This window comes from Streptomyces sp. NPDC107454 (assembly GCF_055582885.1).
On the sequence record NZ_JBVJPA010000017.1, the window covers coordinates 39,477 to 64,068 of the forward strand.

Consider the following 24,592-nt stretch of genomic DNA (forward strand, 5'->3'; position numbering starts at 1 on the left):
GCGGAGGGCGTCGGTGTCCGCAAGGTGACCCGACGCCGCATCACCCTGCCTCACTCACCCGTGGCGCCGTCGATCCGCTCCCGGATCAGATCCGCGTGACCGTTGTGACGCGCGTACTCCTCGATCATGTGGGTGTAGATCCACCGTAGGTTGATGGGGTCCTCGGTGAACTTGCTCTTGCCCTCGCAGGCGTCGTCCAGCGTGAAACGAGCCGCGTTGCGCCGGGCGATCCCGATCTCGGCCTGCCAGGTGGCGTACGCCTCGTCCCAGGTGTCCGCGTCGGTGAGATGGAACTCTCCGTCCCGGTCCTCCTCGCTGTAGTAGATCGGCCCCGGATCGTCGCCCACCAGAACCTTGCGGAACCAGCCGCGCTCCACGTCCGCCATGTGTCGCACCAGACCGAGCAGGGACAACTCGGAGGGTTCGACCGAGGCGGTCTTGAGCTGGGCGTCGTCGAGGCCCGCGCACTTCATCTCCAGGGTCTCGCGGTGGTAGTCGAGCCAGCCCTCCAGCATGGACCGTTCGCCGGCGTTGGTGGCGGGTTCGGTGCGCTGCTTCGTCATGCCCGTATTTTCATCCAGGGCACGGCCGTTCACCAGGGATTTTCCTACTCCCGACGGTTGCCGGGCCCCTGCCCGCCTGCCACGGCGGCCGTATGCTTCCGGCGAGGCCCGCGTCGTAACTGAAGGAGACTCCCGTGAAGGTCGGCTGCATCGGACTCGGCGACATCGCGCAGAAGGCGTACCTGCCGGTGCTCGCTGTCCAGCCGGGGGTCGAGCTGCATCTGCAGACACGGACGCCCGCGACCCTGGCCCGGGTCGGCGACAGCCTCCACCTGCCGCCGGAGCAGCGGCACACCGACCTGTCGGATCTGCTGGCGCAGAACCTCGACGCGGCTTTCGTGCACGCGGCCACCGTCGCGCACCCCGAGATCGTGACGCGGCTGCTGGAAGCGGGCGTGCCGACCTTCGTCGACAAGCCGCTCGCGTACGAACTCGCCGACTCCGAGCGTCTGGTGCGGCTCGCGGAGGAGCGCAACGTCAGCCTCGCCGTCGGCTTCAACCGGCGTCACGCGCCCGGGTACACGCAGTGCGCCGATCACCCCCGCGACCTGATCCTGATGCAGAAGAACCGCATAGGACTGCCCGAGGACGTGCGCACGATGGTCCTCGACGACTTCATCCACGTCGTGGACACGCTGCGGTTCCTGGCGCCGGGACCGATCGACGACGTGACCGTGCGGGCCCGGGTCGAGGGCGGCCTGGTCCACCACGTCGTGCTGCAACTCGCCGGGGACGGCTTCACGGCGCTCGGCGTGATGAACCGGCTGAGCGGCTCGGCGGAGGAGATCCTCGAGGTCTCGGGGCAGGACACCAAGCGTCAGGTGGTCAACCTCTCGGAGGTGATCGACCACAAGGGGCAGCCTTCGGTGCGGCGGCGCGGGGACTGGGTGCCGGTGGCCCGGCAGCGCGGCATCGAGCAGGGCGTGCTCGCCTTCCTCGACGCGGTGCGCGCCGGCAAGGTACTCAGCGCCCGTGACGCGCTGGCGACTCATGAACTGTGCGAGCGGGTGGTACGAGCGGTTCAGGAGCGGACCGCCGGGTGAACGCCCGGAAGCCCTCCGTCGCACACAGGGCCGCCAGGATCAGCAGTGCCGCGTGCACCGGCCAGTCGCCGAACCGGACGTACGGGGTGACACCGCGCGCGAGCGGTACGTCGTACACCACCGCCGCGCTCGCGTCCGTGCCGAGCCAGGAGCCGATCCGCTCGCCGCTCGGGCCGTAGACGGCGGAGACGCCGGTCAGCGTCGCGTGCACCATCGGGCGGCCGGTCTCGGCGGCCCTCAGCGCGGCGAGCGAGGCGTGCTGTTCGGGGGCCCAGCTGTGCTGGAAGGTCGAGGTCGAGGACTGTGCGAGGAGCACCCCGGCGCCGTCCTGGGCGAGATGGCGGCTCATGTCGGGGAAGGCGGTCTCGAAGCAGACCAGCGGGCCGACGCGCAGTCCGTGCCCGACGTTCATCACGACCTGCTCGGTGCCCTTCCTGCGGTCCTCGCCCGCCGCTTTCCCGACCGAGGTCGCCCAGCCGAGGAGGGAACGCGCGGGTATGTACTCGCCGAAGGGGACGAGCCGCATCTTGTCGTAGCGGTCGCCGGTCGGGCCCTGGGGTCCCACCAGGACCGAACTCTTGTAGATCCCGGGCCGGTCGGAGCGGTGCGCGTCGACGTTCACCATGATGTCGGCGCCGGTCAGCCGGGACAGCGCGGCGAGCCGGTTCGCCAGGTCGGGGCGGTCCGCGAGGTCGAAGCCGACGCTGCTCTCGCCCCAGACGACGAGGTCGGGATCCTGTCCGGCGAGGGTGCGGGTGAGGGCCTCCTCGCGTGAGAAACGCGCCTCGGCGCTGTCCGCGCCGCCGATCACCCCGGGCTGTACGACGGCGATCCGGACCTGCCCCGTCACGTCCGGGCGCGGCGACCACACCCAGGTCGCCGAGGTCACGGCGGCCGTCGCGACCAGTCCGGCGACGGCGGGCACACGGGACTCACGCACCGCGACCAGTACCGCGACCGCCACATTGACGGCGACCACCAGGAAGCTGAGCAGCCACACCCCGCCGACCGACGCGAGCCGCAGCGCGGGCCCGACCTGCCACTGGCTGGACCCGAGCAGTCCCCACGGCCCGCCGAGGCCCTGCCAGGACCGGACGAGCTCGACCATCAGCCACCCCGACGGCAGGACGAGGAGCGCTGCCCCGACCCGCCCCGCCGAGGGCACCCCGCCGAGGAACCGCCGGACGAGCCAGCCCCAGGGCGCCCACAGCGCGCCGAGCAGTGCCGCTATGACGACCGTGAAGACGTTCAGACTCGGCAGCAGCCAGTGGTGCACCGCCAGCATGAAACCCAGCCCGCCGAGCCAGCCGTCGCAGGCGGCCCGCCTGCCCGTCGGGGCCGCGCGGGCCAGCAGGATCCAGGGCACCAGCGCGACGTAGGCGAACCACCACCACGAAGGGGCGGGGAAGGCGAGCATCGGCAGGGCGCCGGCCAGTACGGCGACGATCGCGCGCCGCCACGGGGAGGCGAGCCACAGATCGGGCCCACTGCCCAGCCAACGCTCGGGCCAACGCTCGGGCCGCTTCATGCAGGGCCTCCCTCCCCGGGGGATGCCTCCAGTGTGCGCGTCGGCGACGATCTCCGACAGAGGGCGTCCCGTCAGGGCTTTCCGGCCAGGCGCGCTGCTCGGGCGGCTTGCGGTCGGCGCGTCCGGTCAGGTGGCGGCGGGTTCCCGGCCCGGCTGCGGCGCGCGGCGCCATTTCTCCTGGACGACGACCTCGCGCAGGCGCCAGCCCAGGTCCGTACGCACCAGTCCGAAGGCGTACCGGCCGCCGCACACGAAGTCGGGCGCGGTGGACCCACTGTCGAGGCCCGCGAACCGCATCGGATTGATGTAGTCCGCCTGGACCCGGGCCGTGTCGCCCGTTTCCTGGTCCAGCGACCCGAACCGCAGCCGCCGGTTCACGATCAGATGCTGGCGCATGGGGAAGAGCTCCATGCTCTGCGCGAGCCAACCCGCGACCTCGTCGGCGCCGCCCTCGATACCGCCGGCCGAGCGGTAGTCGGCGCGTCCGTCCGGTGCGAACAGCCTCCGGTACGCCTCCCAGTCGCCGTCGTCGACGGCCACCGCGTACTCGGTGACGAGTCCGTCCACGGCGAATCGGTCCATCACGGTCGCGAGCTCCACACGCTGCGTCATCGGCTCAGTGTTGGCCACGGGGAGTGCGCAGCCAAGGGGCGTGCGCCAACAGGTGCATAACTCCGCCTCGCAAGCAACGGGAGTTGGTACAGATGGGCGATTTCTATACTGACCGGATGATCCCCGTACCGCTCAGCGCGCTCGAAGTGGCCATGGTCCAGTCGGGCACCCGAGCCACCGACACGTTACGAGACACCACCGAGTTCGTCCGGCGCCTCGAAGACCTCGGTTACCTGCGACTCTGGTACGCCGAGCATCACCATTCTCCGGCCATCGGAGCGTTCCCGCCCGTCGTCCTGACCGCCCACGCGGCCGCGTTGACGTCGTCCATCCGTCTCGGCTCCGGGGGCGTTCTCGCTCCGAACCACGCCCCGATCATGCTCGCGGAGCAGTTCGGCACGCTGTCCGCACTGCACACGGGCCGGATCGACCTGGGCATCGGCCGCGGCCCGGGTACCTTCGACGATTCCACGGCGCGGGCCCTGCGCCGCGGGGCCGGTCCGACGACGGACGAGGAGTACCGCGACGACGTGTCGGCGACTTTGCGTTTCCTGGTGGACGAAGTCGCGCTCGGCCCGCTCCCGGAGCCATGGCTGCTGTCCTCGAGCACGGCCGGCGCCGCGCTCGCCGCGGAACTCGGGCTGCCGATCGCCTTCGCCCATCACATTCGTCCCGACCACACCCTGGCCGCGCTCAGCCACTACCGCGAGCGTTTCTCCCCCTCCCGCTGGTGCGCTCGCCCGCGCGTGCTGGTCTGCGTGGAAACGGTATGCGCCGAGACCGATGAGGAGGCGGCCCGGCTGGCCGGCCCGATGGATGTCGTCAAGGCCGGACTCCTCAAGGGGCGAGGCGACATTCCCTTCCCCACGCCCGAAGAAGCAGCGGCCCACTCGTTCACCGCGCAAGAAACGCGGGTGCTGACGAGCTTCCGTGCGCATCAGGCACACGGCTCACCCGGGACCGTCGCGAAGCAGCTGACGGACCTGGCGGATCTGACGGGTGCGGACGAACTCATGCTGGTGACGCCCGTCTACGCGTTGGCCGACCGACTGAGGTCGTACGAACTCGTCAAGCAGCACGTCATGGTGGAACCTCATGCCGACGGGCGACGTTCTTGAAGTATGGCTGTGATCTACAAGACCACGATGACGCCCAGCAAGCTGGAGCTCCTGGCCGCCTGGCTTCCCAGGCAGCCGTGGTACATCGGCACGGCGAGTGAGCCGCACCTGACCAAGGCCGGTGGTTTCCGGCTCGATGATCCCCAAGGGGAGGTGGGAATCGAGTTCATGGTGGTCACGGACAACTCCGGCGAGCGACCGCGCTCCTACCACGTGCCGCTCAGCTACCGCGGGGCGCCGCTCGACGGAGCCGATCGGGCACTCATCGGCACGTCCGAGCACGGGGTGTTGGGACGGCGGTGGGTGTACGACGGGACCCATGACCCGGTCCTCGTCGCTCAACTGCTCGATCTCCTCCAGGGCCGCGCCGAGCCGCAGGCGCAGAGCGAGACCGACACTCCCGCCCCCTCCGTCACGAGCCACTTCACTGAGGTCGGCTTCTCCACCGTGATCGCGTCGACAGCCGTCGACGACCGGCAGCACGGCACCGCCATCATGGTGGAAACCAAGGAAGAAGCCGGGCCGCACCCTCAGCCGGCGGGCGCCGTGACCATCGACGTCATGCGCGTCCTCCGGCCGGACACGCAGGCTGCCCATTCCCCCGCGGCCAGGTCGGCCCGAGGACATGTCGTCGCCGACTGGCGCGCGAAGAACGGCGACGAGAGCCGCGGCCTGTTCGTCGTCCTGCGCGACACGACGCGTTGACCGGACTCCCGTACGCCGGTGTAGCCCCCTCTCCCACCCGGGCGGTCGGTCGAACGCGATGCTCGCCGACTCGGCCGCGCTTCGGCCAAGCGGTGGTCAAGACCGCGCATTCTCGAACTCTCGCGTATTGACCTCGCGTTCCGCCCGGAGTTGGATCTTGCCTGCCCGTGGGGGCGTCCGGGTGGTGAGAGGGGTACGACGGTGGCTGGTGACGCGCGCGACGGGCTGATACGTGTGGTGTATCTGGAGCGGGTCTCCGCGCTGATGATGGCCGCGGGCGCGGTGCTGTCCGAAGCGGTGCTTCTTGCCCTGGTCGGCACGGCTCAGGACCGCGCGACGCTGATGGTGGGAGCGACAGCGATCGTTTCCGTGTCCGTGCTGCTGCTGCCGATGTGTCTTCGTCTCCCCTCCCGGCTGCGCCGCACCTACGACGATGCCGCGTCGATCGAGAGCGTCGCCGCACCGCGCGACGGGCAGGACGCGGTGCGGCGTCTGTCGCTGTGGCGCACGGCGGGATTCGCGGGTGTCATGGCCTGCTGGTTGCTGTTCATCGGCCTGGCGTCCCATCAAGTGCTGCCGCCGGTCATGCTGGTCACCTTTGCCCTGGGCCAGTGGGCGCGGTCCCGGGCGACCGCGGGCTGGGAGCGCGCGCACGGGGCCGTGCTGTGGCAGGGCGTCCCGGGGCTGCGAGGGCCCCGAGGCCGTGTGTTCCGCGTGCCGTACGTCGCTGCGTACCCCGCCGCCTAGGACGTATCCACGAGGGCGTGTTGGCGTACCCTCACCCCTTGCCCGGCGGTGCGTCCCCGATCGTAGAGTGATCGAAGACGAGAACGGGCTCGCTACGGACCCGGGTTGCCCGTTCGCCACCAGGAGGCACGTATGACACGCCATGTCACCGTCGTCACGGGCGGCAGCCGGGGGATCGGGGCCGCGACGTGCGCGCGTCTCGCGGCGGACGGACACGATGTGGCGGTGGGGTACGTGCGCGACGGTGCCGCCGCGGAGTGGACGGCGAGCGCCGTCCGCGCGGCGGGGGCCCGCTGCGTCACGGTACGCGTGGACACCTCCGACGAGGACGACGTCGAGCGGCTCTTCGACACGGCTGCGGACCGGCTGGGGCCGGTGACGGGATTGGTGAACAACGCCGGTGTGACCGGTCCGCTCGGCAGGCTCGCGGACACCGACCCCGCCGATCTACGGCGTGTGGTGGACGTCAACCTGCTGGGCGCGCTGCTGTGTTCGCGGCGGGCCGCCCGGTCCATGGCGGCCTGGGGGAGCGGCGTCATCGTCAATGTGTCCTCGACGGCGGCCACACTCGGCAGCCCCGGTGAGTTCGTCCACTACGCGGCCACCAAGGCCGCCGTCGACGCCCTGACGGTGGGCCTCGCCAAGGAGCTCGGCCCGGACGGCATCCGCGTCAACGCGGTCGCACCCGGCATGATCGCCACGGAGATGCACGCCAGCGGCGGAGATCCGGGCCGCGCCGAGCGTGCCGCCTCGTCGATTCCGCTGCGCCGCGTCGGTCAGGCGGAGGAAGTCGCCGCGGCCATCGCGTGGTTGATGTCGCCCGATGCCTCCTACACGACGGGGGCGGTGTTGCGGGTGTCCGGGGGACGGTGAGCCCCGACAGGGGCGCCGGTCACCGGCCCTTGGAGTTCGTGCGGGTCCCCATGCCTGATCTCACGCGGCCTCGACGACCTCTCCGCGTATCGCTTCCGCCCACTTCACGACCAGCAACTCGTACTCCGCGCGTTCCTGGGCGGACAGGGAGCCGCCCGCGCGCATCCACAAGGCGCGGATCTGTTCGTTCAGCGCCGCAGCGGACCGCACGGAACCAGAGGACGTTAAATCGGGGGACATGCGCACCAGCCTAGGGGCAAGGACTGACACTGCGCTACCGGGCGGCTACTCGTCCCGTATGCGGTTCGTCACGGCCGACGCGGAGTGACGCGAACGGGCTCGGTCGGTCCGTACGACGCCACACCGGCCCGGAGCTGAGCGCCCCTGAAGGCCTCGTTGATCACCGCCGTTCGGCCCAGGCACGGGACCAGTCCAGCAGCGGCCCCATCGCGGTGACCAGGTCGTCGCCGAGCGCGGTGCGATGCCACGCCGGCTGCGCCGCCGTCGATGTCGACGCGGCGATGCCCGCCTCGCGCAGTTCCGGCAGGCGCGTGGACAGGACGCCGGACGACATGTCGTCGCAACGGCGTTGGAGGTCCCGGAAGCCGATCGGGGCGCCGTTGCGGTGCAGTTCCCGGATGACCCGCAGTGTCCAGCGCCGACCGGGCAGATCCAGCGCCGCCATGACGGGACGGCCGCCGGCCGAGCCGTGCACGGGCCGGCCGGGGAGGGGAGCGCTCGATGCGGGGCTGACGGGGGCGGGAGTGTCCGCGTCCTGATGGGGGTTGCCGGGAGGTGAGGCGGCCGTGTCCTCGAATGGGCTGCCGGGGCCCGGACCGCCCCGCCGTGGAATGCCGGAAGGCGCATCGTTCGGGGCGGGTGGCGTGCCCAAGTGCGCACCTCTCGCCGGGAGTCGCTCGCCTCCCACTCTTGCGCTTCGATTTCAGAAGCGCAAGGCTGGGAGTCATGAAGCAGCGCATCGACGGCGTCGTGCCGCCCTACGAGCCCGGGACCGACCGCGCGTTGCACCGGTGGATGCCGCCCGGTGTCGCCCGTGATCCCCTGATGCTGTTCAAGGTGCTGGAGCGCCACCCGGAACTCGCCTCACGCATGCGGGCACTGGGCGCGGGCCTCCTCGTCCATGGCCGGCTGAGCGACGCCGACCGAGAACTCGTCATCGCCCGCGTCGCCGCCCGCTCCGGATGCGCGTACGAGTGGGGCGTCCACATGGCGACGTACGCCGAGACGGCCGGACTCACCCCGCGGCAGGTGGCGCTCACGGCGACGGGCGGACCCGGCCATCCAGCCTGGTCCGGCCGACAGGCGGCGCTGCTCCGTGCCGTCGACGAACTGCACGACACGGCCCAGGTGAGCGACGCGGCCTGGAGCGGACTGCGGGAGCACCTCGACGAGCCCGAAGTCCTCGAACTGCTGGTCCTCGCGGGCTGGTACCGCACGATCGCGTACGTCGCCAACGGCGCGCGGATCGAGCCGGAACCCTGGGCACTCGCCCTGCCCGGGACGGACCGCTCGGGCGCCTGAGAGCCTGTCGGGTGGCCGGCTGATCACGCCGAGCACGGGCCGCTGACGGCCTCGGAGTTGTCGCACCGGCACACACCACGTGATCGGGACCGTCGCCGTGCCCGGAGAGCAGATCGCAACCGTCACGCGTCTCGCATGACCCAGGCACCACGACACGCTTTCAGAGGAAGACGCGCGCCACCTCCAGCCACTTCCGGGCGTCCTCGCCGGTCGCCGTCATGTCGGTCTCGGACCAGGGGCGACGCCGGGTGACACACAGACAGAAGTCGATGGCGCCGCCCTGTACCCGTTGCGCGGCAGCCTCGGGGCCCCACGCCCAGGTCCGTCCGTCAGGTGCTGTCAGCTCGACGCGGAAGGGGTCCGCCGGCTCAGGCAGTCCGACGGCGGCGAAGGACAGTGCCCGTCCCAAGACCCCCAGCGACGCCACGTGCTGCAGTCGATCCGTCGGGCGGTGGGTCACGCCCACGGCATCGAAGACGTCCTGCCCGTGTGCCCAGGTCTCCATCAGACGAAGGGGCGCCATCAGGGCCGGGGTCACCTTCGACATGTACCAGGGGAATGCGTGGTCCCATGGCGTGTCGCGCAGTGCCGCCGCCAGTTCCGCTCGACCTGCCCGCCACTCGTCCAGAAGTACCGACCGCGGTTTGGCCGCTCCCGCGGCGGCGGCCTTGTCCGCATACCCGCTGCCTTCGGCTTCCGCCCGCCCGAGCTCGGCGCCGAACGCGTCCGGAGTGCGTAAGGCGCTGAGTGCGTTCGCGTCCGCCCACGCGAGGTGGGCTATCTGGTGGGCGACCGTCCAGCCCGGTGCCGGTGTCGGTATGGACCAGTCGTCCACTGCCCTGACCAGGGCGTCGAGCTCGTCACCCTCAGTCACCAGCGCGGACAGGACACCGGCGTCATCTGCATCGGGGACGGCGAGGTTGTAGTTCAACATGTGCGCCATGGTGCCACTCCGTCCTGACCAACGGCGGAGACGAAGTGCGCGGGCAGACTCCGATGTCGCCGGAGTCTGCCCACTCGGTGGTGGGGCTCGTGGCACCACGGGACCACCGTGCTTCCTCGTCGGCGGCGCAGAGCGTGTCGGGCCGGCTGGTCATGCGAGACGCGTGACGGTTGCGATCTGCCCTCCGGGCACGGCGACGGCCCCGGAATGATCACGTGGTGTGTGCCGGTGCGACAACTCCGAGGCCGTCAGCGGCCCGTGCTGTCCGTCCGGCCTGACCGATGAGATGTGGGAGGTCATCCGGCCGCTCCTTCCCGTGCGTAACCTGCGGAAGGGCGGCGGGGTGCGTAAGTACGGAGACCGATTGGTGCTCGACTCGGTCTTCTACGTACTGCGCTCGGGCTGCCGGTGGCGGATGCTCCCGCGCGACCTGATGCCCTGGGACGCGGCGCACCGCTGGTTCACCAAGTGGCGCCGGGACGGCAGCTGGGACCGCATCCACGATGAACTGCGCCGCCGGCTCCGGATCGGGGCCGGACGCGACCCTGAGCCGTCGGCCGCCGTGATCGACGCCCAGTCGATCAGGACCAGCGAGGGCGGTGAGGCGCGCGGATGCGGTGCGGGGAAGCGAACGACGGGGCGGAAGAGACACGTGATCGTCGACACGATGGGCCTGCTGCTGGTCGTCGCGGTCACTTCCGCGTCCGTGCAAGGCCGCGCGGGAGGCCGCACCGTGCCGGCCCGGCTCGCGGCTGCCTTCCGCACGGTCAGCTTGGTGTGGGCCGACCGCGGATACGCCAACTCCGTTGACAGCGCGCTCCCTTCATGGGCCCGCGACGCATTGGGCATCGTCGTGGAGATCGTGAAGCGGACCGATGATGTCAGGGGCTTCAAGGTCCTTCCCCGTCGCCGGGCGGTGGAGCGAGGTTTCGGCCGGCTGGTCGGTCCGAAACCGTCGGCCGGCCCGCGACTACGAACGGCCGACCGCGACCTCCGAGGCCGTGATCAAGGTCGCGATGATCCGCCTGACGCTCGTCCGGCTCGCCGGGCAGTCATCGCGGTGGAGCCATGAATCCCACCGCAGGAGCGCGCGAACCAAGACCACCGAAGACCTCACCGTCGCGTAATCAACCGGCCACCCGACAGGCTCTGAGGGGTGGCGAGCCGCAGGCGCCTGGCAGGTGGACCATGCCGCAGACGCGGGGTCGGGCACGCACACCGGCACTGATCAAGCCCCGTCGCCTGAAACGACCTGATCCAAACGACAGGCCCTAGCCCGCGGACTCGGCCGCGTGGGGGCTCAGGCCGCCGGTCGAGACCAGCGCGATGATGACGATGCCGAGCGCGATCCGGTACCAGACGAACGGCATGAAGCTCTTGTGCGAGATGAACTTCATGAACCACGCGATGACGGCGTAACCGACCGCGAACGCGATCACCGTCGCGAAGATGGTCGGCCCCCACGCCACATGGCCGTTCGCGGTGGCGTCCTTGACCTCGAAGGCGCCCGAGGCGAGCACGGCCGGCATGGCGAGGAGGAAGGAGTAGCGGGCCGCCGCGGCGCGGGTGTAGCCCATGAAGAGTCCGCCGCTGATGGTCGCGCCGGACCGGGAGACGCCGGGGATCAGGGCCATCGCCTGGCAGACGCCGTACAGCAGGCCGTCCTTGACGTTCAGGTCCTCGAGGGCCTTGCGCTGCTTGGGTGCCCGGTGCTTCCCGCCGGTCTCGTCACGCGCCGCGAGCCGGTCGGCGATGCCGATGACCACGCCCATGACGATGAGCATCGTCGCGGTGATCCGCAGATCGCGGAACGGGCCCTCGATCTGGTCCTTGAGTGTCAGGCCGAGCACGCCGATGGGTATGGAGCCGACGATGACCAGCCAGCCCATCTGGGCGTCGTGGTTCCGGCGCATCTCCTTGTTCGTGAGCGAGCGGAACCATGCCGCGAGGATCCGGCCGACATCCTTGCGGAAGTAGATCAGTACCGCCGCCTCCGTGCCGAGCTGGGTGATCGCGGTGAAGGCCGCTCCGGGGTCCTCCCAGCCGGAGAACGCCGCTGTCAGGCGCAGATGCGCACTGGAGGAGACGGGAAGGAATTCGGTCAGCCCCTGGACGAGTCCGAGGATGAGGGATTCAAACCAAGACATGAAGTGAGGTGGTCCAAGCGCTGATCGGAAAGGGGCGACGGGCACGCCGGGCCGCGGTGCGCGGTGATCACGGGTGTTGGTGGCAGCGTAGCGTCCCCCAAGGACAGCTCGGCCACAGGGGTTTCGTGCGCAGACAGTGGTCGGGCGGTGGACGAGCAGTGGGTGGACGGCGGCGGGACTCGGCGGGCGGGCCGTGACGGTCCTGTGCCGGGCCGGTGGGCAACGTTGTCCACGGGGTGACGGGGGTGTTGACCTGCCGCTGGACCGGCACATACGTTGCAGTAGAAGAGAAAGCGCTTGCTGCTGCCGGTTCCGTCTCGGTGACACCATGCGTTGGCCAACGTCTGACGTCACGTCCGGTGGAGCGCTGATCACGTACATGAGTAAGAGCACCGAGTCCGCCCCCAACCGTCCCGCGACCCCGTTCGAGGGCCGCCGTATCCGGGCCGCCGTCATCGGTACGGGCGCCATCGCGCGCGGGAGCCATGTTCCCGCGCTCGCCCGGCTCGCCGAGGAGGGCGAGACGGAGATCGTCGCCGCGGTCGACATCGCGGAGGACGCCGTCCAGAAGTTCTGCGCCGAGGCGGGCATCCCGCACGCGTACACCGATCTGGACCGCATGCTGGAGGAGCAGCGGCCGGACCTGGTCGCGATCTGCACCCCGCCGACCCTGCACCGCGACCAGACCGTCGCCGCACTGCGCGCCGGAGCCTGGGTCTGGTGCGAGAAGCCGCCGGTCCTGACGCTCGCCGACTTCGACGCCGTCGAGGCGGAGGAGGGGAAGGACGGGGGCCCGTACGCGGCCATCGTCTTCCAGCACCGGTTCGGCTCCGGTTCCCGGCACGTGCGGCGCCTCATCGCCGAGCGGACCATGGGCCGCCCGCTCGTCGCGCACTGCCAGACCACCTGGTACCGCAACGCCGAGTACTACGCCGTGCCCTGGCGCGGGCGCTGGGAGACCGAGGGCGGCGGGCCCGCGATGGGGCACGGCATTCATCAGATGGACCTGCTCCTGGACCTGATGGGGCCGTGGAGCGAGGTGCGGGCGATGGCCGGGCGCCTGGTGCACGACGTGGAGACGGAGGACGTCTCGACCGCCCTCGTCCGCTTCGAGAGCGGCGCGCTGGCCACGATCGTCAACAGCGTCCTGAGCCCGGACGAGGTGAGCCGCATCCGTATCGACTGCGAACGCGCCACCGTCGAGCTCACGCACCTCTACGGCCACAGCAACGACAACTGGCGGATCACCCCGGCCCCCGACGTGTCCGACGAGGACGTGGCGGCCTGGCGTGACTTCGGTACGGACGTGCCCAGCTCGCATCTGGAGCAGCTGCGGGAGCTGGTCGCGAGCATGCGCGCGGGTGAGCGGCCGCGCAGCAGCGGCGCCGACGGGCGTACGAGTCTGGAACTGATCACCGCGCTCTACAAGTCGGCGTTCACGGACACGACCGTCCGCGCGGGGGAGGTCGGGCCCGGGGACCCGTTCTACACGGCCCTGCACGGAGGCGCGCCCGGCTGGGCGCCGCCCGCCGCGTCCGCCGGCGAGTCCGCGTCCACCGCGACCCAGGAGGTGTCGGCATGACCGAGTCCGCGCAGGGTGCGCTGCGTATCGTCCACGCCCATGGTGATCGCATCACGATCAGCGACACGACCAGCGGCGTGGAGCTGCTGAGCTACGTCTACCGGCCCGAGGCGGCCTGGGAGGCCCCCAAGCCCTATCTGCACCCCCTCAGGACGCTCGCCGGTGACATCGTCACGGACTACCGGCCCAACGACCACCGCTGGCACAAGGGTCTCCAGATGACGGCCTCCCACCTGTCGGGCTCCAATCTGTGGGGCGGCAACACGTACGTCCACGGGGAGGGATACCTCGAACTCCCGGAGCGCGTCGGGTCGATGGCGCACGCCGGCTTCGACGAGGTGGTCTCGGACGGAAGCCGTGCGGTCATCGCCGAGCGCCTCACCTGGCATCCGTACGACGGTGAGCTGTGGGCCGAGGAGGAGCGCCGCGTCGAGGTGCACGACGTCGATCCCGCGTCGGGTTCCTGGGCGCTGACCTGGACGACCGCGGTCACCAACCGGCGGGACGAGGCGTTGCGCTTCGGCAGCCCGACCACCGCGGGGCGGGAGATGGCCGGCTACACGGGCCTGTTCTGGCGCGGACCGCGTGCCTTCCGGGACGGCCGGATCATCGGGCCGGACTCCGAAGGGCCCGGCCTGATGGGGCAGCAGGCGCCCTGGCTCGCGTACTCCGGCGAGCACGACGGTGCCGACGGCCACGCGACGCTCGTCTTCGCGCACGGTCCCGAGAACGACCACACCGGGGAGGGGGGCGCCCACCCGGCCCATTGGTTCGTGCGCAACGATCCGTTCGCCGCCGTCGCCCCCTCGTTCGCCTTCTTCGAAGAGCTCGAACTCGCTCCCGGCGCCACCCTCACCCGCCGCTACCGTGTCGTCGTGGCCGACGGGGCCTGGGAACGCGAGGAGGTCGCCAAGTACCTGGAGGAGCACCCGTGGTGAGCGGTGCGCACGAGACCCCGGTGTTCACCGGGCTGCCGGGCGCCGTCGCCGTCTCGCACCTCTGCGTGTACGACTGGCCCGCCCCCGACGGAGTCTTTGGCGGAACCCCCCATCTGCACCTGACCTGTTCGGAGGCGTACGTCGTCACCGGCGGGCGTGGCGCTGTGCAGACGCTGACGACGTCCGGGTACGAGGTCACACCGCTCGAACCCGGCACCGTCGCGTGGTTCACGCCCGGCACCATCCATCGCCTGGTCAACGAGGACGACCTGCGCATCACCGTCCTCATGCAGAACAACGGCCTCCCCGAAGCGGGTGACGCCGTGCTCACCCTGCCTCCGGAGTACCTGACCGACCCCGAGACGTACGCGGCCGCGACGGTGATCCCGGCCGATGCGCCCGAGGCGGAACAGGAGCGGGTCGCCCGGGCCCGGCGAGACCTCGCCCTGGAGGGCTACCGGGCGCTGCGCGCGGCGGACGGGCCCGAGCCGCTCGTCGCGTTCCACCGGGCCGCGGCCGCGCTGGTGCGGCCCCGGCTCGCCGCGTGGCGCGAGCGCTGGCGGCGCGGTGCCGAGGCCGCCGCCGCGGCCACGGGAGAGCAGCTCGACCGGCTGGAGCGGGGCGACGTCTCCCACCTCGCCGACGCCCTCGTGCGGGCCGAACAGCCGTCCGCGCACGGCAAGTTCGGGATGTGCGGACGGCTCGACGTCTACAAGGGGACCGATTAGCCCCTACGGGGGTTCTTCCGGGCCCGTGCCACCGCAGGCCCGTCCCTGAGCCGGTGCAGGCCCGTCCCTACGCCACCGCAGGCCCCGTCGCCGTCCAGCCCGGGGTCTGCGGGTGGGCCGTCAGGTCGCCGTGCTGGACCACCTCGCCGCACTCCCGGCACACGACCTGCGGGACCAGCTCATGGCCGCAGGTGTGCTCCAGCACCATGGGACGGAATCCGCCCTCCTGGAGATGGCGGTCGCCCCACGCCATCAGCGTGTGCAGCACCGGTTCCAGTTCCAGACCGGCCTGGGTGGGCCGGTACTCGTAGCGCTTCGGGCGGTCGTTGTACTCGACCTTCTCCAGCACGCCCGCGTCGACGAGCCGTTTCAGGCGGGCGGTGAGCACATCGCGCGGTGCGCCGATGTTGCGGACGAGCTGGTCGAAGCGGGTGGCGCCGAGCGACACCTCGCGCAGTACCAGCAGGGAGTACTTCTCGCCGACGAGAGCGAGGGTGTCGGCGATCGAACAGGGGCGGGCGTCCTTCATGCCACCAGTCTAGGGGTGGGTTGGTTTGTCCAACCCACTGAGTTACTCTTGAGTCACCTAGTGGGTTTGGAAAACAAACTCGGTGAGTTTGGAGATCAGCCATGCGTGACGCCGTCATCGTCGAAGCCGTACGCACTCCCATCGGCAAGGGCAAGCCGAACGGCTCCCTCGCCCACGTTCACCCCGTGGAGCTCCTCGCCCACACACTGCGCACGCTCGTCGAGCGCTCCGGAGTCGATCCGGCGCTGATCGACGACGTCATCGGCGGCACCGTCAGCCAGGTGGGCGAGCAGGCCGCGAACATCACCCGGTACGCGGCGCTCTCGGCGGGCTTTCCCGAGACGGTGCCCGCGACCACCGTGGACCGCCAGTGCGGCTCGTCCCAGCAGGCCGTGCACTTCGCGGCCCAGGGGGTCCTGTCAGGGGCGTACGACATGGCCGTCGCCTGCGGTGTGGAGTCGATGAGCCGTGTGCCGATGGGCTCGAACCTCCGAGGCGCCGAGGATCCCTTCGGACCCGGGATCGCGGCGCGCTTCCCCGAGGGCCTGGTGCCGCAGGGCATCAGCGCCGAGCTCATCGCCGCCAAGTGGGGCCTGTCGCGCGCACAGATGGACGCCTTCGCGGCGGGCTCGCACCAGAAGGCGGCCACGGCCTGGGCCAACGGCCTCTTCGACGCCGAGGTCGCGCCCCTGGAGGGCGTGACGCGCGACGAGAGTGTCCGGCCCGCCACCACCACGGAGATTCTCGCCGGACTCAGGCCCGCCTACTACGACCCGGCCTACGCCGAGCGCTTCCCGCAGATCGACTGGTCCGTCACGGCGGGCAACGCGAGCCCGATCAACGACGGCGCCTCGGCCGTGCTGATCACGTCGAGCGAGACCGCGGCCAGGCTCGGCCTGCGCCCGCTCGCCCGCCTGCACAGCTTCGCCGTCACCGGTTCCGACCCGCTGCTGATGCTCACGGGCGTCATCCCGGCGACCGAGAAGGTGCTCCGCAAGGCGGGGCTCGCTCTCGGCGACATCGACCTCTTCGAGGTGAACGAGGCCTTCGCGAGCGTCGTCCTGACCTGGCAGCAGGAGACGGGCGCGGATCTGTCCCGGGTCAACGTGCACGGCGGGGCGATCGCGCTCGGCCACCCGCTCGGCGCGAGCGGCACCCGGCTGACGACCACCCTCGTGCACGCGATGCGCGAGCGCGGAGCCCGCTACGGCCTGCAGACGATGTGCGAGGCCGGCGGACTCGCCAACGCGATGGTCGTCGAGGCCGTGTAACCCCGGACGGCCCGGTCGTCCGCCGCCCCGAGAACCGCCGTGCCGGAGACTGATCAGTGCCGAAGGCCGATCAGTCTCCGCGCAGGTGGTGGCGCTTGCGCCAGGCCACCACCGCGCCGACCAGAGCCGGCAGCGCGATGAAGCCCATGGCGATCAGGAAGGCGGGGGAGGTCGGCGCCGAAGCCCGGGCGCCCGCGACGGCGTACGCGGCCGTGTTCGGGATCGATCCCAGGGCGGTGGCGAGGAGGAACGGCAGCCAGCCCATGCGGGAGACGGCCGCGCAGTAGTTCGCCGCCCAGAAGGGCACACCGGGGAAGAGCCGGGCCATCATCATCGTGCGGAAGCCGTGCCGGCTGAGCTGTCCGTCGGCCGCCTTCAGCCAGCGGGCGCGCAACAGCGGGCGCAGCGCGTCCTGCCCGAGGATCCGGCCGAGCCCGAACGCCACGCCGGCGCCGAGCACCGTGCCCGCGAGCGCGGTACCGAGGCCCAATTGCGAGCCGAAGAGCGCGCCCGCCGCGAGGTTGAGCAGCGGCCGGGGCACGAACGCCACCGTGCACAGCCCGTACGCCACCGCGAACACCACGGCCGCCGCGGCGCCGCTGAGCTGGGGCGGCCAGCCGTCGGAGAGCAGCCGCTGCGGTTCGAAGAGCAGCACGCTCGACGCGGCCGCCGCGAGCAGCACCAGCAGCAGGGAGAGCCGGGACCAGGGCGAGAGCAGGACTCTCGTGCAACGGGCGGCGAGGCCCGTGGGTGTGGAGACGGCGAACTCCGCGGCGAGGGAGAGCTCAGTGACGGGAGCCGGGGGAACGGCTGTGGCGGTGCCCCCAGAGCGGGTGGTGGCATCGAGCATTCGGCGACACTAACCGACCCGTGTGTGTGATCGCCGTATGGTTCGTCTCATGGGCGTCACAGCTTCCGGAACGCCGGGTGCGCGGTTCGAGGTGCCGAACAGTTCCCTCGCGGACACCGTGCTGGAACGGCTCACCGCCACCTACGGCGCGGCGGCCGATCCGCAACGGGCCGTGTCCATGCGCGCGTACATGAAGGACATCGCCCCCTTCCTCGGTCTGACCACGGCCGATCGCCGCGCGCTGTCCCGCACGGTCCTCCTCGCGACAGCGGCCCCTGCAGAGGCCGATTGCACCGCCGTGGCCCTGCGCTGCTGGGCGTTGCCGGAGCGCGAGTACCACTATTTCGCCGTCGACTACCTGCGCCGCCATGTGAGGCAACTCTCCTCCGCTTTCCTCCCGGTGACGCGCCATCTCGTCGGCACGGTCTCCTGGTGGGACACCGTCGACGCACTCGCCTCCCACGTGGTGGGAGGCCTCGTGGCCGCCGATCCGCGGCTGAAGAGCGACATGGACGCGTGGATCGAGGACGACGACCTGTGGGTCGCCCGTACGGCCCTGCTCCACCAGCTCCGTTACAAGGAGACGACCGACACCGAGCGGCTCTTCGCCTACTGCGTACGGCAGTCGGGGCATCCCGACTTCTTCGTCCGCAAGGCGATCGGCTGGTGTCTGCGCGAGTACGCGAAGACGGATCCGGAGGCGGTACGGGCCTTCGTCGCCCGGGAACGGGAGCGGCTCGCTCCCCTGTCCGTACGTGAGGCACTCAAGAACCTCGGCCCCTGACGCACCGGCAGAAACACCCGCCACACCTGCTTCCGTGGCGAGAAAAACCATTCGACGTGGCCGGATACGTCGGCGATGATCGCCTCATGTTCCGGCACGCCTTCCTCCTCGCAGCATCCGCAGTCGCGGATGCGCCGAAGGCTGCCGTCCCGATCATCGTGGCCGCCGTCGACGGCGCCCGAAGCTGACCCTTCCCGGATCGTCCGGCGGACCCCGCAGGGGGAGGGTCGGCAAGTCCTTGGGGTCCCCGTCCCGGCCGCTGAGCGCCGGGGCCGTCACTCAGCTCCGCTGACACTCAAGAGGCTTCGAGGTACCGCCATGCCCAAGACGGCATACGTCCGCACCAAACCGCACCTGAACATCGGCACGATGGGTCACGTCGACCACGGCAAGACCACCCTGACCGCCGCCATCACCAAGGTCCTCGCCGAGCGCGGATCCGGCGGCAGTACCCGATACGTACCGTTCGACCGGATCGACCGGGCGCCGGAGGAGGCCGCGCGCGGCATCACGATCAACATCGCGCACGTCGAGTACGAGACCGACACCCGCCACTACGCGCACGTGGACATGCCCGGTCACGCCGACTACGTCAAGAACATGGTCACCGGCGCCGCGCAGCTCGACGGGGCGATCCTCGTCGTCTCCGCGCTCGACGGGATCATGCCGCAGACCGCCGAGCACGTGCTGCTCGCCCGGCAGGTGGGCGTCGACCACATCGTCGTCGCCCTGAACAAGGCCGACGCGGGCGACGAGGAGCTCACCGACCTCGTGGAGCTGGAGGTCCGCGAGCTGCTCTCCGCGCACGGCTACGGGGGCGAGTCCGTACCCGTCGTACGGGTGTCCGGCCTCAAGGCTCTTGAGGGGGACCCCCGTTGGACGGCGGCGATCGACGCGCTGCTCGACGCGGTGGACACCTATGTGCCCATGCCCGAGCGGTACCTCGACGCGCCGTTCCTGTTGCCGGTCGAGAACGTACTCACGATCACCGGGCGCGGGACGGTCGTCACCGGCGCGGTCGAGCGCGGCACGATCCGGGTCGGCGACCGCGTCGAAGTGCTCGGCGCGGCCGTCGACACGGTGGTGACCGGCCTGGAGACCTTCGGCAAGCCCATGGACGAGGCCCAGGCAGGGGACAACGTGGCGCTGCTGCTGCGGGGGGTGCCCCGCGACGCCGTACGCCGCGGGCACATCGTCGCCGCGCCCGGCAGCGTCGTCCCCAGTCGCCGTTTCTCGGCCCAGGTGTACGTCCTGTCGACGGGCGAGGGCGGCCGTACGACGCCCGTCTCCACCGGGTACCGGCCGCAGTTCTACATCCGTACCGCGGACGTGGTCGGCGACGTCGACCTCGGCGAGCGGGCCCTCGCCCGGCCCGGCGACACCGTCACGATGGCGGTCGAGCTCGGGCGCGAGGTGCCGCTGGAGCCGGGGCTCGGCTTCGCGATCCGCGAGGGCGGCCGGACGGTCGGCGCGGGGACGGTGACCTCGGTGGGCTGACGGCCGAGGGGCAGCACCAGGGTGCCCGCTCCCGCTACGGGGGAGCGGGCACCGGCCCGTACCCATCGCCGTCGGAGAGGCCGCAGCTCGCGTGGGGCCCGGCAGCGACGACCGCGGTCCTGAAGGGGCGGCACAATGGACCCGTGGACGAGCCGATACCCGTGACACGGACCGTGGACCACGGAACCGCCAAGCTGATGCCCGACGTGGACAGGAAGCGGGCCTGGCTGCTCACGGTCGACGCCGCACCGCAGTCGTACGTCGATCTGGACGAGCCGACCCATCTGGAGTTCGAGTACGCCCGACGACTCGGGCACGTCCTGGACACGGTCGTGACGCCGGGACGGCCCCTGGACGTGCTCCACCTCGGCGGCGGAGCGCTGACGCTGCCCCGCTACGTCGCCGCGACCCGCCCCGGCTCACGGCAGGACGTGGTGGAGGCCGACCTGGGTCTGCTGGACCTGGTCCGCGAGCACCTGCCCGTGCCCGAGGACGCGGGCATCACGCTGCACGGCGCGGACGCGCGGGGCTGGCTCGAATCCGCCGCGCCCGCCTCCGCCGACATCGTGATCGCGGACGTCTTCGGGGGCGCGCGCGTCCCGGCGCACCTGACGTCCACGGCGTACGCGCGCGCCGCCGCGCGCGTGCTGCGCGAGGACGGCGTCTATCTGGCCAACCTCGCCGACGCCGCGCCCTTCGCCTTTCTGCGCTCTCAACTCGCCACGTTCGCGACCGTGTTCGAGGAGCTGTCCCTGATCGCCGAACCCGGTGTGCTGCGTGGCCGGCGCTTCGGCAACGCGGTACTCGTGGCCTCCCACCGCCCGCTCGACACGGCCGTCCTCGCCCGCCGCACGGCCGCCGACGCCTTCCCGGCTCGCGTCGAAAGCGGCGCCGCGCTGCGGGAGTTCATCGGCTCCGCCGCACCCGTGCGTGACGAGGACGCGGTTCCCTCACCCGAGCCGCCCGGCGGTGCTTTCAGCATCGGCTGAGCCGAACAGCCCCACAGGGTGGCCGTACGCCCGAAGGCCTGTTCCACCGGGCACACGTTGAGGCGCCCGCGGGGCTGGGTCCGTGCAGCCGCATTTACTGCGAGGCAGCTTTGAGCTGAGCGGTGATCTTGCCCAGAGCCTTTTCGGCGGGGTGCTGTTTGATGAGCCCTTCACGGCCTGCGGCGCGGAGCTCCACCACCGCTACACCTTGGGGATCCGCGGCCACAACAGCGGTCACAACGGTGGGGTTCAGGCCCCCCATCCCCACACCGACCACGGCCCGTACGGCGATGCCTCCGTTGTCCCGGGCCTCCGCGGCTATCAGGTTCCCTGTGTCGGCCAGGGTCGCGTGGACCAGCTGGGAGACCGCCGTCAACGTTCCGGACAACTCGACAAGAGTGGTACTGACGTCCTTCTTCGTCCATGTGAAGCCTCGCGCGGCTCCACGAGCACCGCCCCGCGCCCCTGCCCGGCCCAAACCGTGCGTTCCGGTGACAGCCCCTCCAGCGGCAGCTCCTATCGAGCCGCCCTTCGCACCGAGCTGCATCAGCGCGGCGAGCAGGAGCTCGTTCTCGCTGGCCTCATCGAACATGCCCGCCTCCTCGGCACCAACAAGACATGGCTCCACAGCCAAAGTCACCCAGTCCTACCGCTGGCCAGAAGTCTCCTCTGGATCGGCTGCCGTCCGGCAACCCGTCCCCGTAGGACGGGGGCTCAGGAACCCGTCGGGGTACCGTGCAGCCGTACCGTGCTGAGGATCTTCCGCACGGTGGCGTCCGGGACCTCGTCACTGACGCCCTTCGCGCCGTAGAACGACCAGGACACGAAGTCGCCCGCCGAGTTCTTGAAGCCGAACGAGGTCGCCGTGCCGTCGGAGTCGCACTTGCCCTTCTTGGGGACACCGACCGTGTACGACGTCGCGACGCTGCCCTTGATGCCCGAAGCCGTCGTGAACGGCTGGGGCTTGCCGATCTTCAGCAGCTTCTCCGAGGCCTTCGCCTGGTCCGTGTAGCCGCCGAAGGCCCAGGAGGCCGAGTCGCCGCGGGCGATGGTGTCGGTGTTCTTGGCGCCGCTCTCCCCCTTGGTGCCGACCGCCGCCAGCGCCGTGTCGTCCGTGCGGCCGTCCTTGTCGTCGTCGGACGTGCACCACTTCTCCTTGAGGAAAGCGGGCGCGGACATGCCGATGTACGCGGAGCCGTCACCCTTCTGCTCGTCGTCGAAGCCGATGAACGTGCCGGGCGTGCGGACGTTCCAGTCCGGGGGGACGTCGAAGGCGGTGCCCCACTTGGGGTTGATGACGACCTTCCAGCCCGCGATCGTCGGCTTCTCCTCCTCGGCGCCGCGCGGGTTGTCACCGCCTCCGCTCGCGCTGGGGGACGTGGAGGTCGACGCGCTGGGCGACTTGGACGCGTCCTTGCCCGCGTTGTCGTCCTTCTTGCTGCCGCCCAGGACGAGGAAGCCCGTCACACCGGCGGCCACGACCACGGCGGTGGCCGCCGTGATGGCGATGACCTTGGTCCTGTTTCCGCCACCGCCCGGCGGCTGGGGCGCGCCCGCGGGAGCCGGAGTTCCCCACTGGGGCTGACCCGGCTGGGGCCCGTAGGGGGCCGGCTGCTGCCCCGGCTGCGGGTACCCGGTCTGCTGGTATCCGGGCTGCTGATACGGATTCGGCTGCTGGTAACCCGGCTGCTGGTACGGGTTCTGGTCCTGCGGGTTCTGCTCGCCCCCGGGCGGCTGCTCTCCTGGCCACATGGGCCACAACCCTAGTGGCGCCTGTGACACGTTTCGGTCACCGGAGCTCGTCAGCCATGTACCGGTCAGGAATCGGGGGAGCATTTTTTCGATTTCTTCACACCGGGTGACGGAGATCGCCCGGTGGGCGCCTGTCGCGACTATCTACTCACGGGTAACATGCGGGCATGAGCGCAGACCAGATGACGATCGGCGAGATGCTCGCCGCCACGGTGCCGATGGCCCGGACACTGAACCTCGAGTTCGTGGAGACCACGCCGGACAAGGCCGTGGTGGCCCTGCCGGACCAGAGCGAGTACCACAACCACGTCGGCGGGCCGCACGCCGGAGCGATGTTCACCCTCGGCGAGTCGGCGAGCGGGGCGATCGTCCTCGCCGCGTTCGGCGAGCAGCTGTCGCGCGCCGTGCCGCTCGCGGTCAGGGCCGAGATCGCGTACAAGAAGCTCGCGATGGGCCCCGTGACGGCCACCGCGACCCTCGGCCGCCCGGCCGCGGAGGTCATCGCCGAGCTCGACGCGGGTCAGCGCCCCGAGTTCCCCGTGGCCGTCGCCATCCAGCGCGCGGACGGCGCCGTCACAGGCGAGATGACCGTTGTCTGGACCCTGCGGCCGAACGGCTGAGCCGAGCGAACGGAACGGCGGCGGGTCCGTTCGAACGCCACCCCCTGGCGCCGGGCGGGCCCGCCCGGCGTTCGCCGCCGTGTCACTGTCCCCGCGTCACCGCTCCTGCGGCGCGGGGCCCGTGCTGTGGCGTACGACGAGCCGGACCGGCTCGATGTGATCGACCCGGGGCTTCGCCGAACCGTCGATGCGCGACAGCAGCAGCTGAAGCGAACGGCGGCCTGTCGCGGCGAAGTCGGTCCGCACGGTCGTCAGCGGGGGCAGCATGTGGGCGGCCTCGGGGATGTCGTCGTAGCCGACGACGCTGACGTCGTCCGGCACGTGCCGCCCGGCCTCGTGCAGGGCGCGCAGCACGCCGAGCGCCATCTGGTCGTTGGAGGCGAACACCGCCGTGACCTTCGGGCGCGCGGCCAGCCGGCGGCCCAGCGCGTACCCGGAGTCCGCGCTCCAGTCGCCGATGAGCGGCTCGGGAACCTCGGCCCCCGCCGCCCGAAGGGTGTCCCGCCACGCTTCCAGCCGGCGCTCGGCGGACAGCCAGCCCGTGGGGCCCGCGATGTGGTGAACCGTGCCGTGGCCGAGCTTCAGCAGGTGTTCGGTGGCCTGCCGCGCCCCGTCGCGGGAGTCCGCGGTGACGTAGGAGGCGTCGTCCCCGAGGTCGTTCTCCAGGACCATCAGGGGGACGTCGAGCGCCGCCTCCGCCAGGGCCCTGCCGACCCAGCGCTGCGGTGCGATGGCGAGCAGGCCGTCCGCCCCCTCGGCCGACAGCGTGTGCACGGCGCGCACCAGGGTGTCCCGGTCGGCCGTGTCCAGCGCGATGGAACTGACCAGGTAACCGGCTTCCTGGGCGGCGGAGTTGATCGCGGTCAGGATGGAGGCGGGCCCGTAGCGCGCCGCGTCGAACGAGATCACCCCGAGCATCCGCGTCCTGCCACTGGCCAGGGAACGCGCGCTGCGGCTCGGCCGGTAGCCGAGTGCGCGCATGGCGGCCACGACCGCCTCCCGGGTCTCGGGCCGCACCGCGGGACTGTCGTTGAGCACCCGGGAGACCGTCTGTTTCGAGACACCGGCCAGACGGGCCACGTCGTCCATCACCGGGCGCGCCCCCGCGAAGCTGCGCCGGCTGCGTCCCTTGGGGCCCTCGGTTCCCTGGGGGACGGCGCCGTCCGTGGCACCTCGGGTCATGGGGGCGCATCCTCCGACGTCACGGCGGCGGTCTGTCCCGATCCGCCCG

The 24,592-nt window shown here is 71.1% G+C and carries 27 protein-coding genes; 15 read left to right on the forward strand and 12 right to left on the reverse strand.

Annotation, left to right across the window (positions count from 1 at the left end; genetic code table 11):
- Window positions 1-50: 50 nt before the first annotated feature.
- Window positions 51-563 carry a DinB family protein gene (locus ACZ69M_RS37640; protein WP_470057115.1) on the reverse strand — a complete coding sequence of 171 codons (513 nt, stop codon included), beginning with the start codon at window positions 561-563 and terminating at the stop codon, window positions 51-53.
- Window positions 564-697: 134 nt separating this feature from the next.
- Between ACZ69M_RS37640 and ACZ69M_RS37645 the strand changes: the two genes are divergently transcribed.
- Window positions 698-1,606 carry a Gfo/Idh/MocA family protein gene (locus ACZ69M_RS37645; RefSeq protein ID WP_470057117.1) on the forward strand — a complete coding sequence of 303 codons (909 nt, stop codon included), beginning with the start codon at window positions 698-700 and terminating at the stop codon, window positions 1,604-1,606.
- Here ACZ69M_RS37645 and lnt read toward each other — a convergent pair.
- Together lnt and ACZ69M_RS37655 are read right to left on the reverse strand one after the other, a co-directional pair.
- Window positions 1,527-3,134 carry an apolipoprotein N-acyltransferase gene (gene lnt, locus ACZ69M_RS37650; RefSeq protein WP_470057118.1) on the reverse strand — a complete coding sequence of 536 codons (1,608 nt, stop codon included), beginning with the start codon at window positions 3,132-3,134 and terminating at the stop codon, window positions 1,527-1,529. The two genes, ACZ69M_RS37645 and lnt, sit on opposite strands and share 80 nt — an antisense overlap.
- Window positions 3,135-3,260: 126 nt before the next feature.
- Window positions 3,261-3,746 carry a nuclear transport factor 2 family protein gene (locus ACZ69M_RS37655; protein ID WP_470057120.1) on the reverse strand — a complete coding sequence of 162 codons (486 nt, stop codon included), beginning with the start codon at window positions 3,744-3,746 and terminating at the stop codon, window positions 3,261-3,263.
- A gap of 116 nt (window positions 3,747-3,862) precedes the next feature.
- Between ACZ69M_RS37655 and ACZ69M_RS37660 the strand changes: the two genes are divergently transcribed.
- From ACZ69M_RS37660 to ACZ69M_RS37675, 4 genes are all read left to right on the forward strand, one after another.
- Window positions 3,863-4,864, forward strand: coding sequence for an LLM class flavin-dependent oxidoreductase (locus tag ACZ69M_RS37660; RefSeq protein WP_470057122.1), 1,002 nt, complete (start codon window positions 3,863-3,865; stop codon window positions 4,862-4,864).
- Window positions 4,865-4,867: 3 nt separating this feature from the next.
- Window positions 4,868-5,569 (forward strand): maltokinase N-terminal cap-like domain-containing protein, encoded by a 702-nt coding sequence (locus ACZ69M_RS37665; RefSeq protein WP_470057124.1) that lies wholly within the window; start codon window positions 4,868-4,870, stop codon window positions 5,567-5,569.
- 201 nt (window positions 5,570-5,770) lie between these two features.
- Complete coding sequence (locus tag ACZ69M_RS37670) at window positions 5,771-6,316, forward strand: hypothetical protein (RefSeq protein ID WP_470057125.1); 546 nt, start codon at window positions 5,771-5,773, stop codon at window positions 6,314-6,316.
- A 132-nt stretch (window positions 6,317-6,448) separates the two neighbouring features.
- On the forward strand, window positions 6,449-7,189 hold the full coding sequence (locus ACZ69M_RS37675) for an SDR family NAD(P)-dependent oxidoreductase (RefSeq protein ID WP_470057127.1): 741 nt from the start codon (window positions 6,449-6,451) through the stop codon (window positions 7,187-7,189).
- Between the two features lie 60 nt (window positions 7,190-7,249).
- On the opposite strand, the gene ACZ69M_RS37680 is transcribed toward ACZ69M_RS37675, so the two are convergent.
- Together ACZ69M_RS37680 and ACZ69M_RS37685 are read right to left on the reverse strand one after the other, a co-directional pair.
- On the reverse strand, window positions 7,250-7,429 hold the full coding sequence (locus tag ACZ69M_RS37680) for a hypothetical protein (protein WP_470057129.1): 180 nt from the start codon (window positions 7,427-7,429) through the stop codon (window positions 7,250-7,252).
- 160 nt (window positions 7,430-7,589) lie between these two features.
- Entirely contained in the window at window positions 7,590-7,874 is a 285-nt protein-coding gene (locus ACZ69M_RS37685) for a winged helix-turn-helix transcriptional regulator (protein WP_470057405.1), read from the reverse strand.
- A gap of 281 nt (window positions 7,875-8,155) precedes the next feature.
- Here ACZ69M_RS37685 and ACZ69M_RS37690 point away from each other — a divergent pair, with 281 nt between their 5' ends.
- On the forward strand, window positions 8,156-8,731 hold the full coding sequence (locus tag ACZ69M_RS37690) for a carboxymuconolactone decarboxylase family protein (protein WP_470057131.1): 576 nt from the start codon (window positions 8,156-8,158) through the stop codon (window positions 8,729-8,731).
- A 160-nt stretch (window positions 8,732-8,891) separates the two neighbouring features.
- Here ACZ69M_RS37690 and ACZ69M_RS37695 read toward each other — a convergent pair whose 3' ends face one another.
- The gene (locus ACZ69M_RS37695; RefSeq protein WP_470057133.1) at window positions 8,892-9,674 is read right to left on the reverse strand and encodes a TIGR03084 family metal-binding protein; all 783 of its coding nucleotides are present in this window, start codon (window positions 9,672-9,674) and stop codon (window positions 8,892-8,894) included.
- 220 nt (window positions 9,675-9,894) lie between these two features.
- Here ACZ69M_RS37695 and ACZ69M_RS37700 point away from each other — a divergent pair, with 220 nt between their 5' ends.
- Window positions 9,895-10,746, forward strand: a complete 852-nt coding sequence (locus ACZ69M_RS37700; protein WP_470057134.1) for an IS5 family transposase — start codon at window positions 9,895-9,897, stop codon at window positions 10,744-10,746.
- A 199-nt stretch (window positions 10,747-10,945) separates the two neighbouring features.
- Here ACZ69M_RS37700 and ACZ69M_RS37705 read toward each other — a convergent pair whose 3' ends face one another.
- Window positions 10,946-11,821 (reverse strand): undecaprenyl-diphosphate phosphatase, encoded by an 876-nt coding sequence (locus tag ACZ69M_RS37705; protein WP_352051839.1) that lies wholly within the window; start codon window positions 11,819-11,821, stop codon window positions 10,946-10,948.
- Window positions 11,822-12,200: 379 nt separating this feature from the next.
- On the opposite strand from ACZ69M_RS37705, the gene ACZ69M_RS37710 reads away from it, so the two are divergent.
- Genes ACZ69M_RS37710 through ACZ69M_RS37720 form a run of 3 tightly spaced genes read left to right on the forward strand, consistent with a single transcriptional unit; the run spans window position 12,201 to window position 15,069 of the window.
- Window positions 12,201-13,403 (forward strand): Gfo/Idh/MocA family protein, encoded by a 1,203-nt coding sequence (locus tag ACZ69M_RS37710; RefSeq protein ID WP_470057137.1) that lies wholly within the window; start codon window positions 12,201-12,203, stop codon window positions 13,401-13,403.
- A complete protein-coding gene (locus ACZ69M_RS37715) occupies window positions 13,400-14,341 on the forward strand; it encodes a DUF6807 domain-containing protein (protein WP_470057139.1) in 942 nt (313 codons plus the stop codon). The genes ACZ69M_RS37710 and ACZ69M_RS37715 overlap by 4 nt, the downstream gene beginning before the upstream one ends.
- Window positions 14,338-15,069: a cupin domain-containing protein gene (locus tag ACZ69M_RS37720; RefSeq protein WP_470057141.1), complete on the forward strand. Its 732-nt coding sequence runs from the start codon at window positions 14,338-14,340 to the stop codon at window positions 15,067-15,069. Before ACZ69M_RS37715 ends, ACZ69M_RS37720 begins: the two co-directional genes overlap by 4 nt.
- Before the next feature lie 67 nt (window positions 15,070-15,136).
- On the opposite strand, the gene ACZ69M_RS37725 is transcribed toward ACZ69M_RS37720, so the two are convergent.
- Window positions 15,137-15,598 (reverse strand): winged helix-turn-helix transcriptional regulator, encoded by a 462-nt coding sequence (locus ACZ69M_RS37725; RefSeq protein ID WP_470057143.1) that lies wholly within the window; start codon window positions 15,596-15,598, stop codon window positions 15,137-15,139.
- A gap of 101 nt (window positions 15,599-15,699) precedes the next feature.
- Between ACZ69M_RS37725 and ACZ69M_RS37730 the strand changes: the two genes are divergently transcribed.
- On the forward strand, window positions 15,700-16,869 hold the full coding sequence (locus ACZ69M_RS37730; RefSeq protein WP_470057145.1) for a thiolase family protein: 1,170 nt from the start codon (window positions 15,700-15,702) through the stop codon (window positions 16,867-16,869).
- Between the two features lie 70 nt (window positions 16,870-16,939).
- Here ACZ69M_RS37730 and ACZ69M_RS37735 read toward each other — a convergent pair whose 3' ends face one another.
- A complete protein-coding gene (locus ACZ69M_RS37735) occupies window positions 16,940-17,719 on the reverse strand; it encodes a TVP38/TMEM64 family protein (protein ID WP_470057147.1) in 780 nt (259 codons plus the stop codon).
- A 49-nt stretch (window positions 17,720-17,768) separates the two neighbouring features.
- Here ACZ69M_RS37735 and ACZ69M_RS37740 point away from each other — a divergent pair, with 49 nt between their 5' ends.
- The 3 genes from ACZ69M_RS37740 (at window position 17,769) to ACZ69M_RS37750 (ending at window position 20,989) form a co-directional block, all read left to right on the forward strand.
- Entirely contained in the window at window positions 17,769-18,503 is a 735-nt protein-coding gene (locus ACZ69M_RS37740) for a DNA alkylation repair protein (RefSeq protein WP_470057149.1), read from the forward strand.
- A gap of 318 nt (window positions 18,504-18,821) precedes the next feature.
- Window positions 18,822-20,000 carry an elongation factor Tu gene (gene tuf / locus ACZ69M_RS37745; protein ID WP_470057150.1) on the forward strand — a complete coding sequence of 393 codons (1,179 nt, stop codon included), beginning with the start codon at window positions 18,822-18,824 and terminating at the stop codon, window positions 19,998-20,000.
- A 143-nt stretch (window positions 20,001-20,143) separates the two neighbouring features.
- On the forward strand, window positions 20,144-20,989 hold the full coding sequence (locus ACZ69M_RS37750) for a spermidine synthase (protein ID WP_470057152.1): 846 nt from the start codon (window positions 20,144-20,146) through the stop codon (window positions 20,987-20,989).
- A 94-nt stretch (window positions 20,990-21,083) separates the two neighbouring features.
- Here ACZ69M_RS37750 and ACZ69M_RS37755 read toward each other — a convergent pair whose 3' ends face one another.
- Together ACZ69M_RS37755 and ACZ69M_RS37760 are read right to left on the reverse strand one after the other, a co-directional pair.
- Window positions 21,084-21,581 (reverse strand): hypothetical protein, encoded by a 498-nt coding sequence (locus tag ACZ69M_RS37755; RefSeq protein WP_470057154.1) that lies wholly within the window; start codon window positions 21,579-21,581, stop codon window positions 21,084-21,086.
- 122 nt (window positions 21,582-21,703) lie between these two features.
- A complete protein-coding gene (locus ACZ69M_RS37760; RefSeq protein ID WP_470057156.1) occupies window positions 21,704-22,741 on the reverse strand; it encodes a DUF8017 domain-containing protein in 1,038 nt (345 codons plus the stop codon).
- A 167-nt stretch (window positions 22,742-22,908) separates the two neighbouring features.
- Here ACZ69M_RS37760 and ACZ69M_RS37765 point away from each other — a divergent pair, with 167 nt between their 5' ends.
- Window positions 22,909-23,361, forward strand: a complete 453-nt coding sequence (locus tag ACZ69M_RS37765; RefSeq protein WP_470057158.1) for a DUF4442 domain-containing protein — start codon at window positions 22,909-22,911, stop codon at window positions 23,359-23,361.
- Window positions 23,362-23,457: 96 nt separating this feature from the next.
- Here ACZ69M_RS37765 and ACZ69M_RS37770 read toward each other — a convergent pair whose 3' ends face one another.
- Window positions 23,458-24,543 carry a LacI family DNA-binding transcriptional regulator gene (locus ACZ69M_RS37770; protein ID WP_470057160.1) on the reverse strand — a complete coding sequence of 362 codons (1,086 nt, stop codon included), beginning with the start codon at window positions 24,541-24,543 and terminating at the stop codon, window positions 23,458-23,460.
- Window positions 24,544-24,592: the final 49 nt, after the last annotated feature.

Bases quoted from the DNA above. Each gene is read 5' to 3' on its own strand.
- ACZ69M_RS37640 (WP_470057115.1), bottom strand. From the start codon at position 563: ATGACGAAGCAGCGCACCGAACCCGCCACCAACGCCGGCGAACGGTCC.
- lnt (WP_470057118.1), bottom strand. From the start codon at position 3,134: ATGAAGCGGCCCGAGCGTTGGCCCGAGCGTTGGCTGGGCAGTGGGCCC.
- ACZ69M_RS37655 (WP_470057120.1), bottom strand. From the start codon at position 3,746: ATGACGCAGCGTGTGGAGCTCGCGACCGTGATGGACCGATTCGCCGTG.
- ACZ69M_RS37660 (WP_470057122.1), top strand. From the start codon at position 3,863: ATGATCCCCGTACCGCTCAGCGCGCTCGAAGTGGCCATGGTCCAGTCG.
- ACZ69M_RS37665 (WP_470057124.1), top strand. From the start codon at position 4,868: ATGGCTGTGATCTACAAGACCACGATGACGCCCAGCAAGCTGGAGCTC.
- ACZ69M_RS37675 (WP_470057127.1), top strand. From the start codon at position 6,449: ATGACACGCCATGTCACCGTCGTCACGGGCGGCAGCCGGGGGATCGGG.
- ACZ69M_RS37680 (WP_470057129.1), bottom strand. From the start codon at position 7,429: ATGTCCCCCGATTTAACGTCCTCTGGTTCCGTGCGGTCCGCTGCGGCG.
- ACZ69M_RS37685 (WP_470057405.1), bottom strand. From the start codon at position 7,874: ATGGCGGCGCTGGATCTGCCCGGTCGGCGCTGGACACTGCGGGTCATC.
- ACZ69M_RS37690 (WP_470057131.1), top strand. From the start codon at position 8,156: ATGAAGCAGCGCATCGACGGCGTCGTGCCGCCCTACGAGCCCGGGACC.
- ACZ69M_RS37695 (WP_470057133.1), bottom strand. From the start codon at position 9,674: ATGGCGCACATGTTGAACTACAACCTCGCCGTCCCCGATGCAGATGAC.
- ACZ69M_RS37705 (WP_352051839.1), bottom strand. From the start codon at position 11,821: ATGTCTTGGTTTGAATCCCTCATCCTCGGACTCGTCCAGGGGCTGACC.
- ACZ69M_RS37710 (WP_470057137.1), top strand. From the start codon at position 12,201: ATGAGTAAGAGCACCGAGTCCGCCCCCAACCGTCCCGCGACCCCGTTC.
- ACZ69M_RS37715 (WP_470057139.1), top strand. From the start codon at position 13,400: ATGACCGAGTCCGCGCAGGGTGCGCTGCGTATCGTCCACGCCCATGGT.
- ACZ69M_RS37725 (WP_470057143.1), bottom strand. From the start codon at position 15,598: ATGAAGGACGCCCGCCCCTGTTCGATCGCCGACACCCTCGCTCTCGTC.
- ACZ69M_RS37730 (WP_470057145.1), top strand. From the start codon at position 15,700: ATGCGTGACGCCGTCATCGTCGAAGCCGTACGCACTCCCATCGGCAAG.
- ACZ69M_RS37735 (WP_470057147.1), bottom strand. From the start codon at position 17,719: ATGCTCGATGCCACCACCCGCTCTGGGGGCACCGCCACAGCCGTTCCC.
- ACZ69M_RS37740 (WP_470057149.1), top strand. From the start codon at position 17,769: ATGGGCGTCACAGCTTCCGGAACGCCGGGTGCGCGGTTCGAGGTGCCG.
- tuf (WP_470057150.1), top strand. From the start codon at position 18,822: ATGCCCAAGACGGCATACGTCCGCACCAAACCGCACCTGAACATCGGC.
- ACZ69M_RS37755 (WP_470057154.1), bottom strand. From the start codon at position 21,581: ATGTTCGATGAGGCCAGCGAGAACGAGCTCCTGCTCGCCGCGCTGATG.
- ACZ69M_RS37760 (WP_470057156.1), bottom strand. From the start codon at position 22,741: ATGTGGCCAGGAGAGCAGCCGCCCGGGGGCGAGCAGAACCCGCAGGAC.
- ACZ69M_RS37765 (WP_470057158.1), top strand. From the start codon at position 22,909: ATGAGCGCAGACCAGATGACGATCGGCGAGATGCTCGCCGCCACGGTG.
- ACZ69M_RS37770 (WP_470057160.1), bottom strand. From the start codon at position 24,543: ATGACCCGAGGTGCCACGGACGGCGCCGTCCCCCAGGGAACCGAGGGC.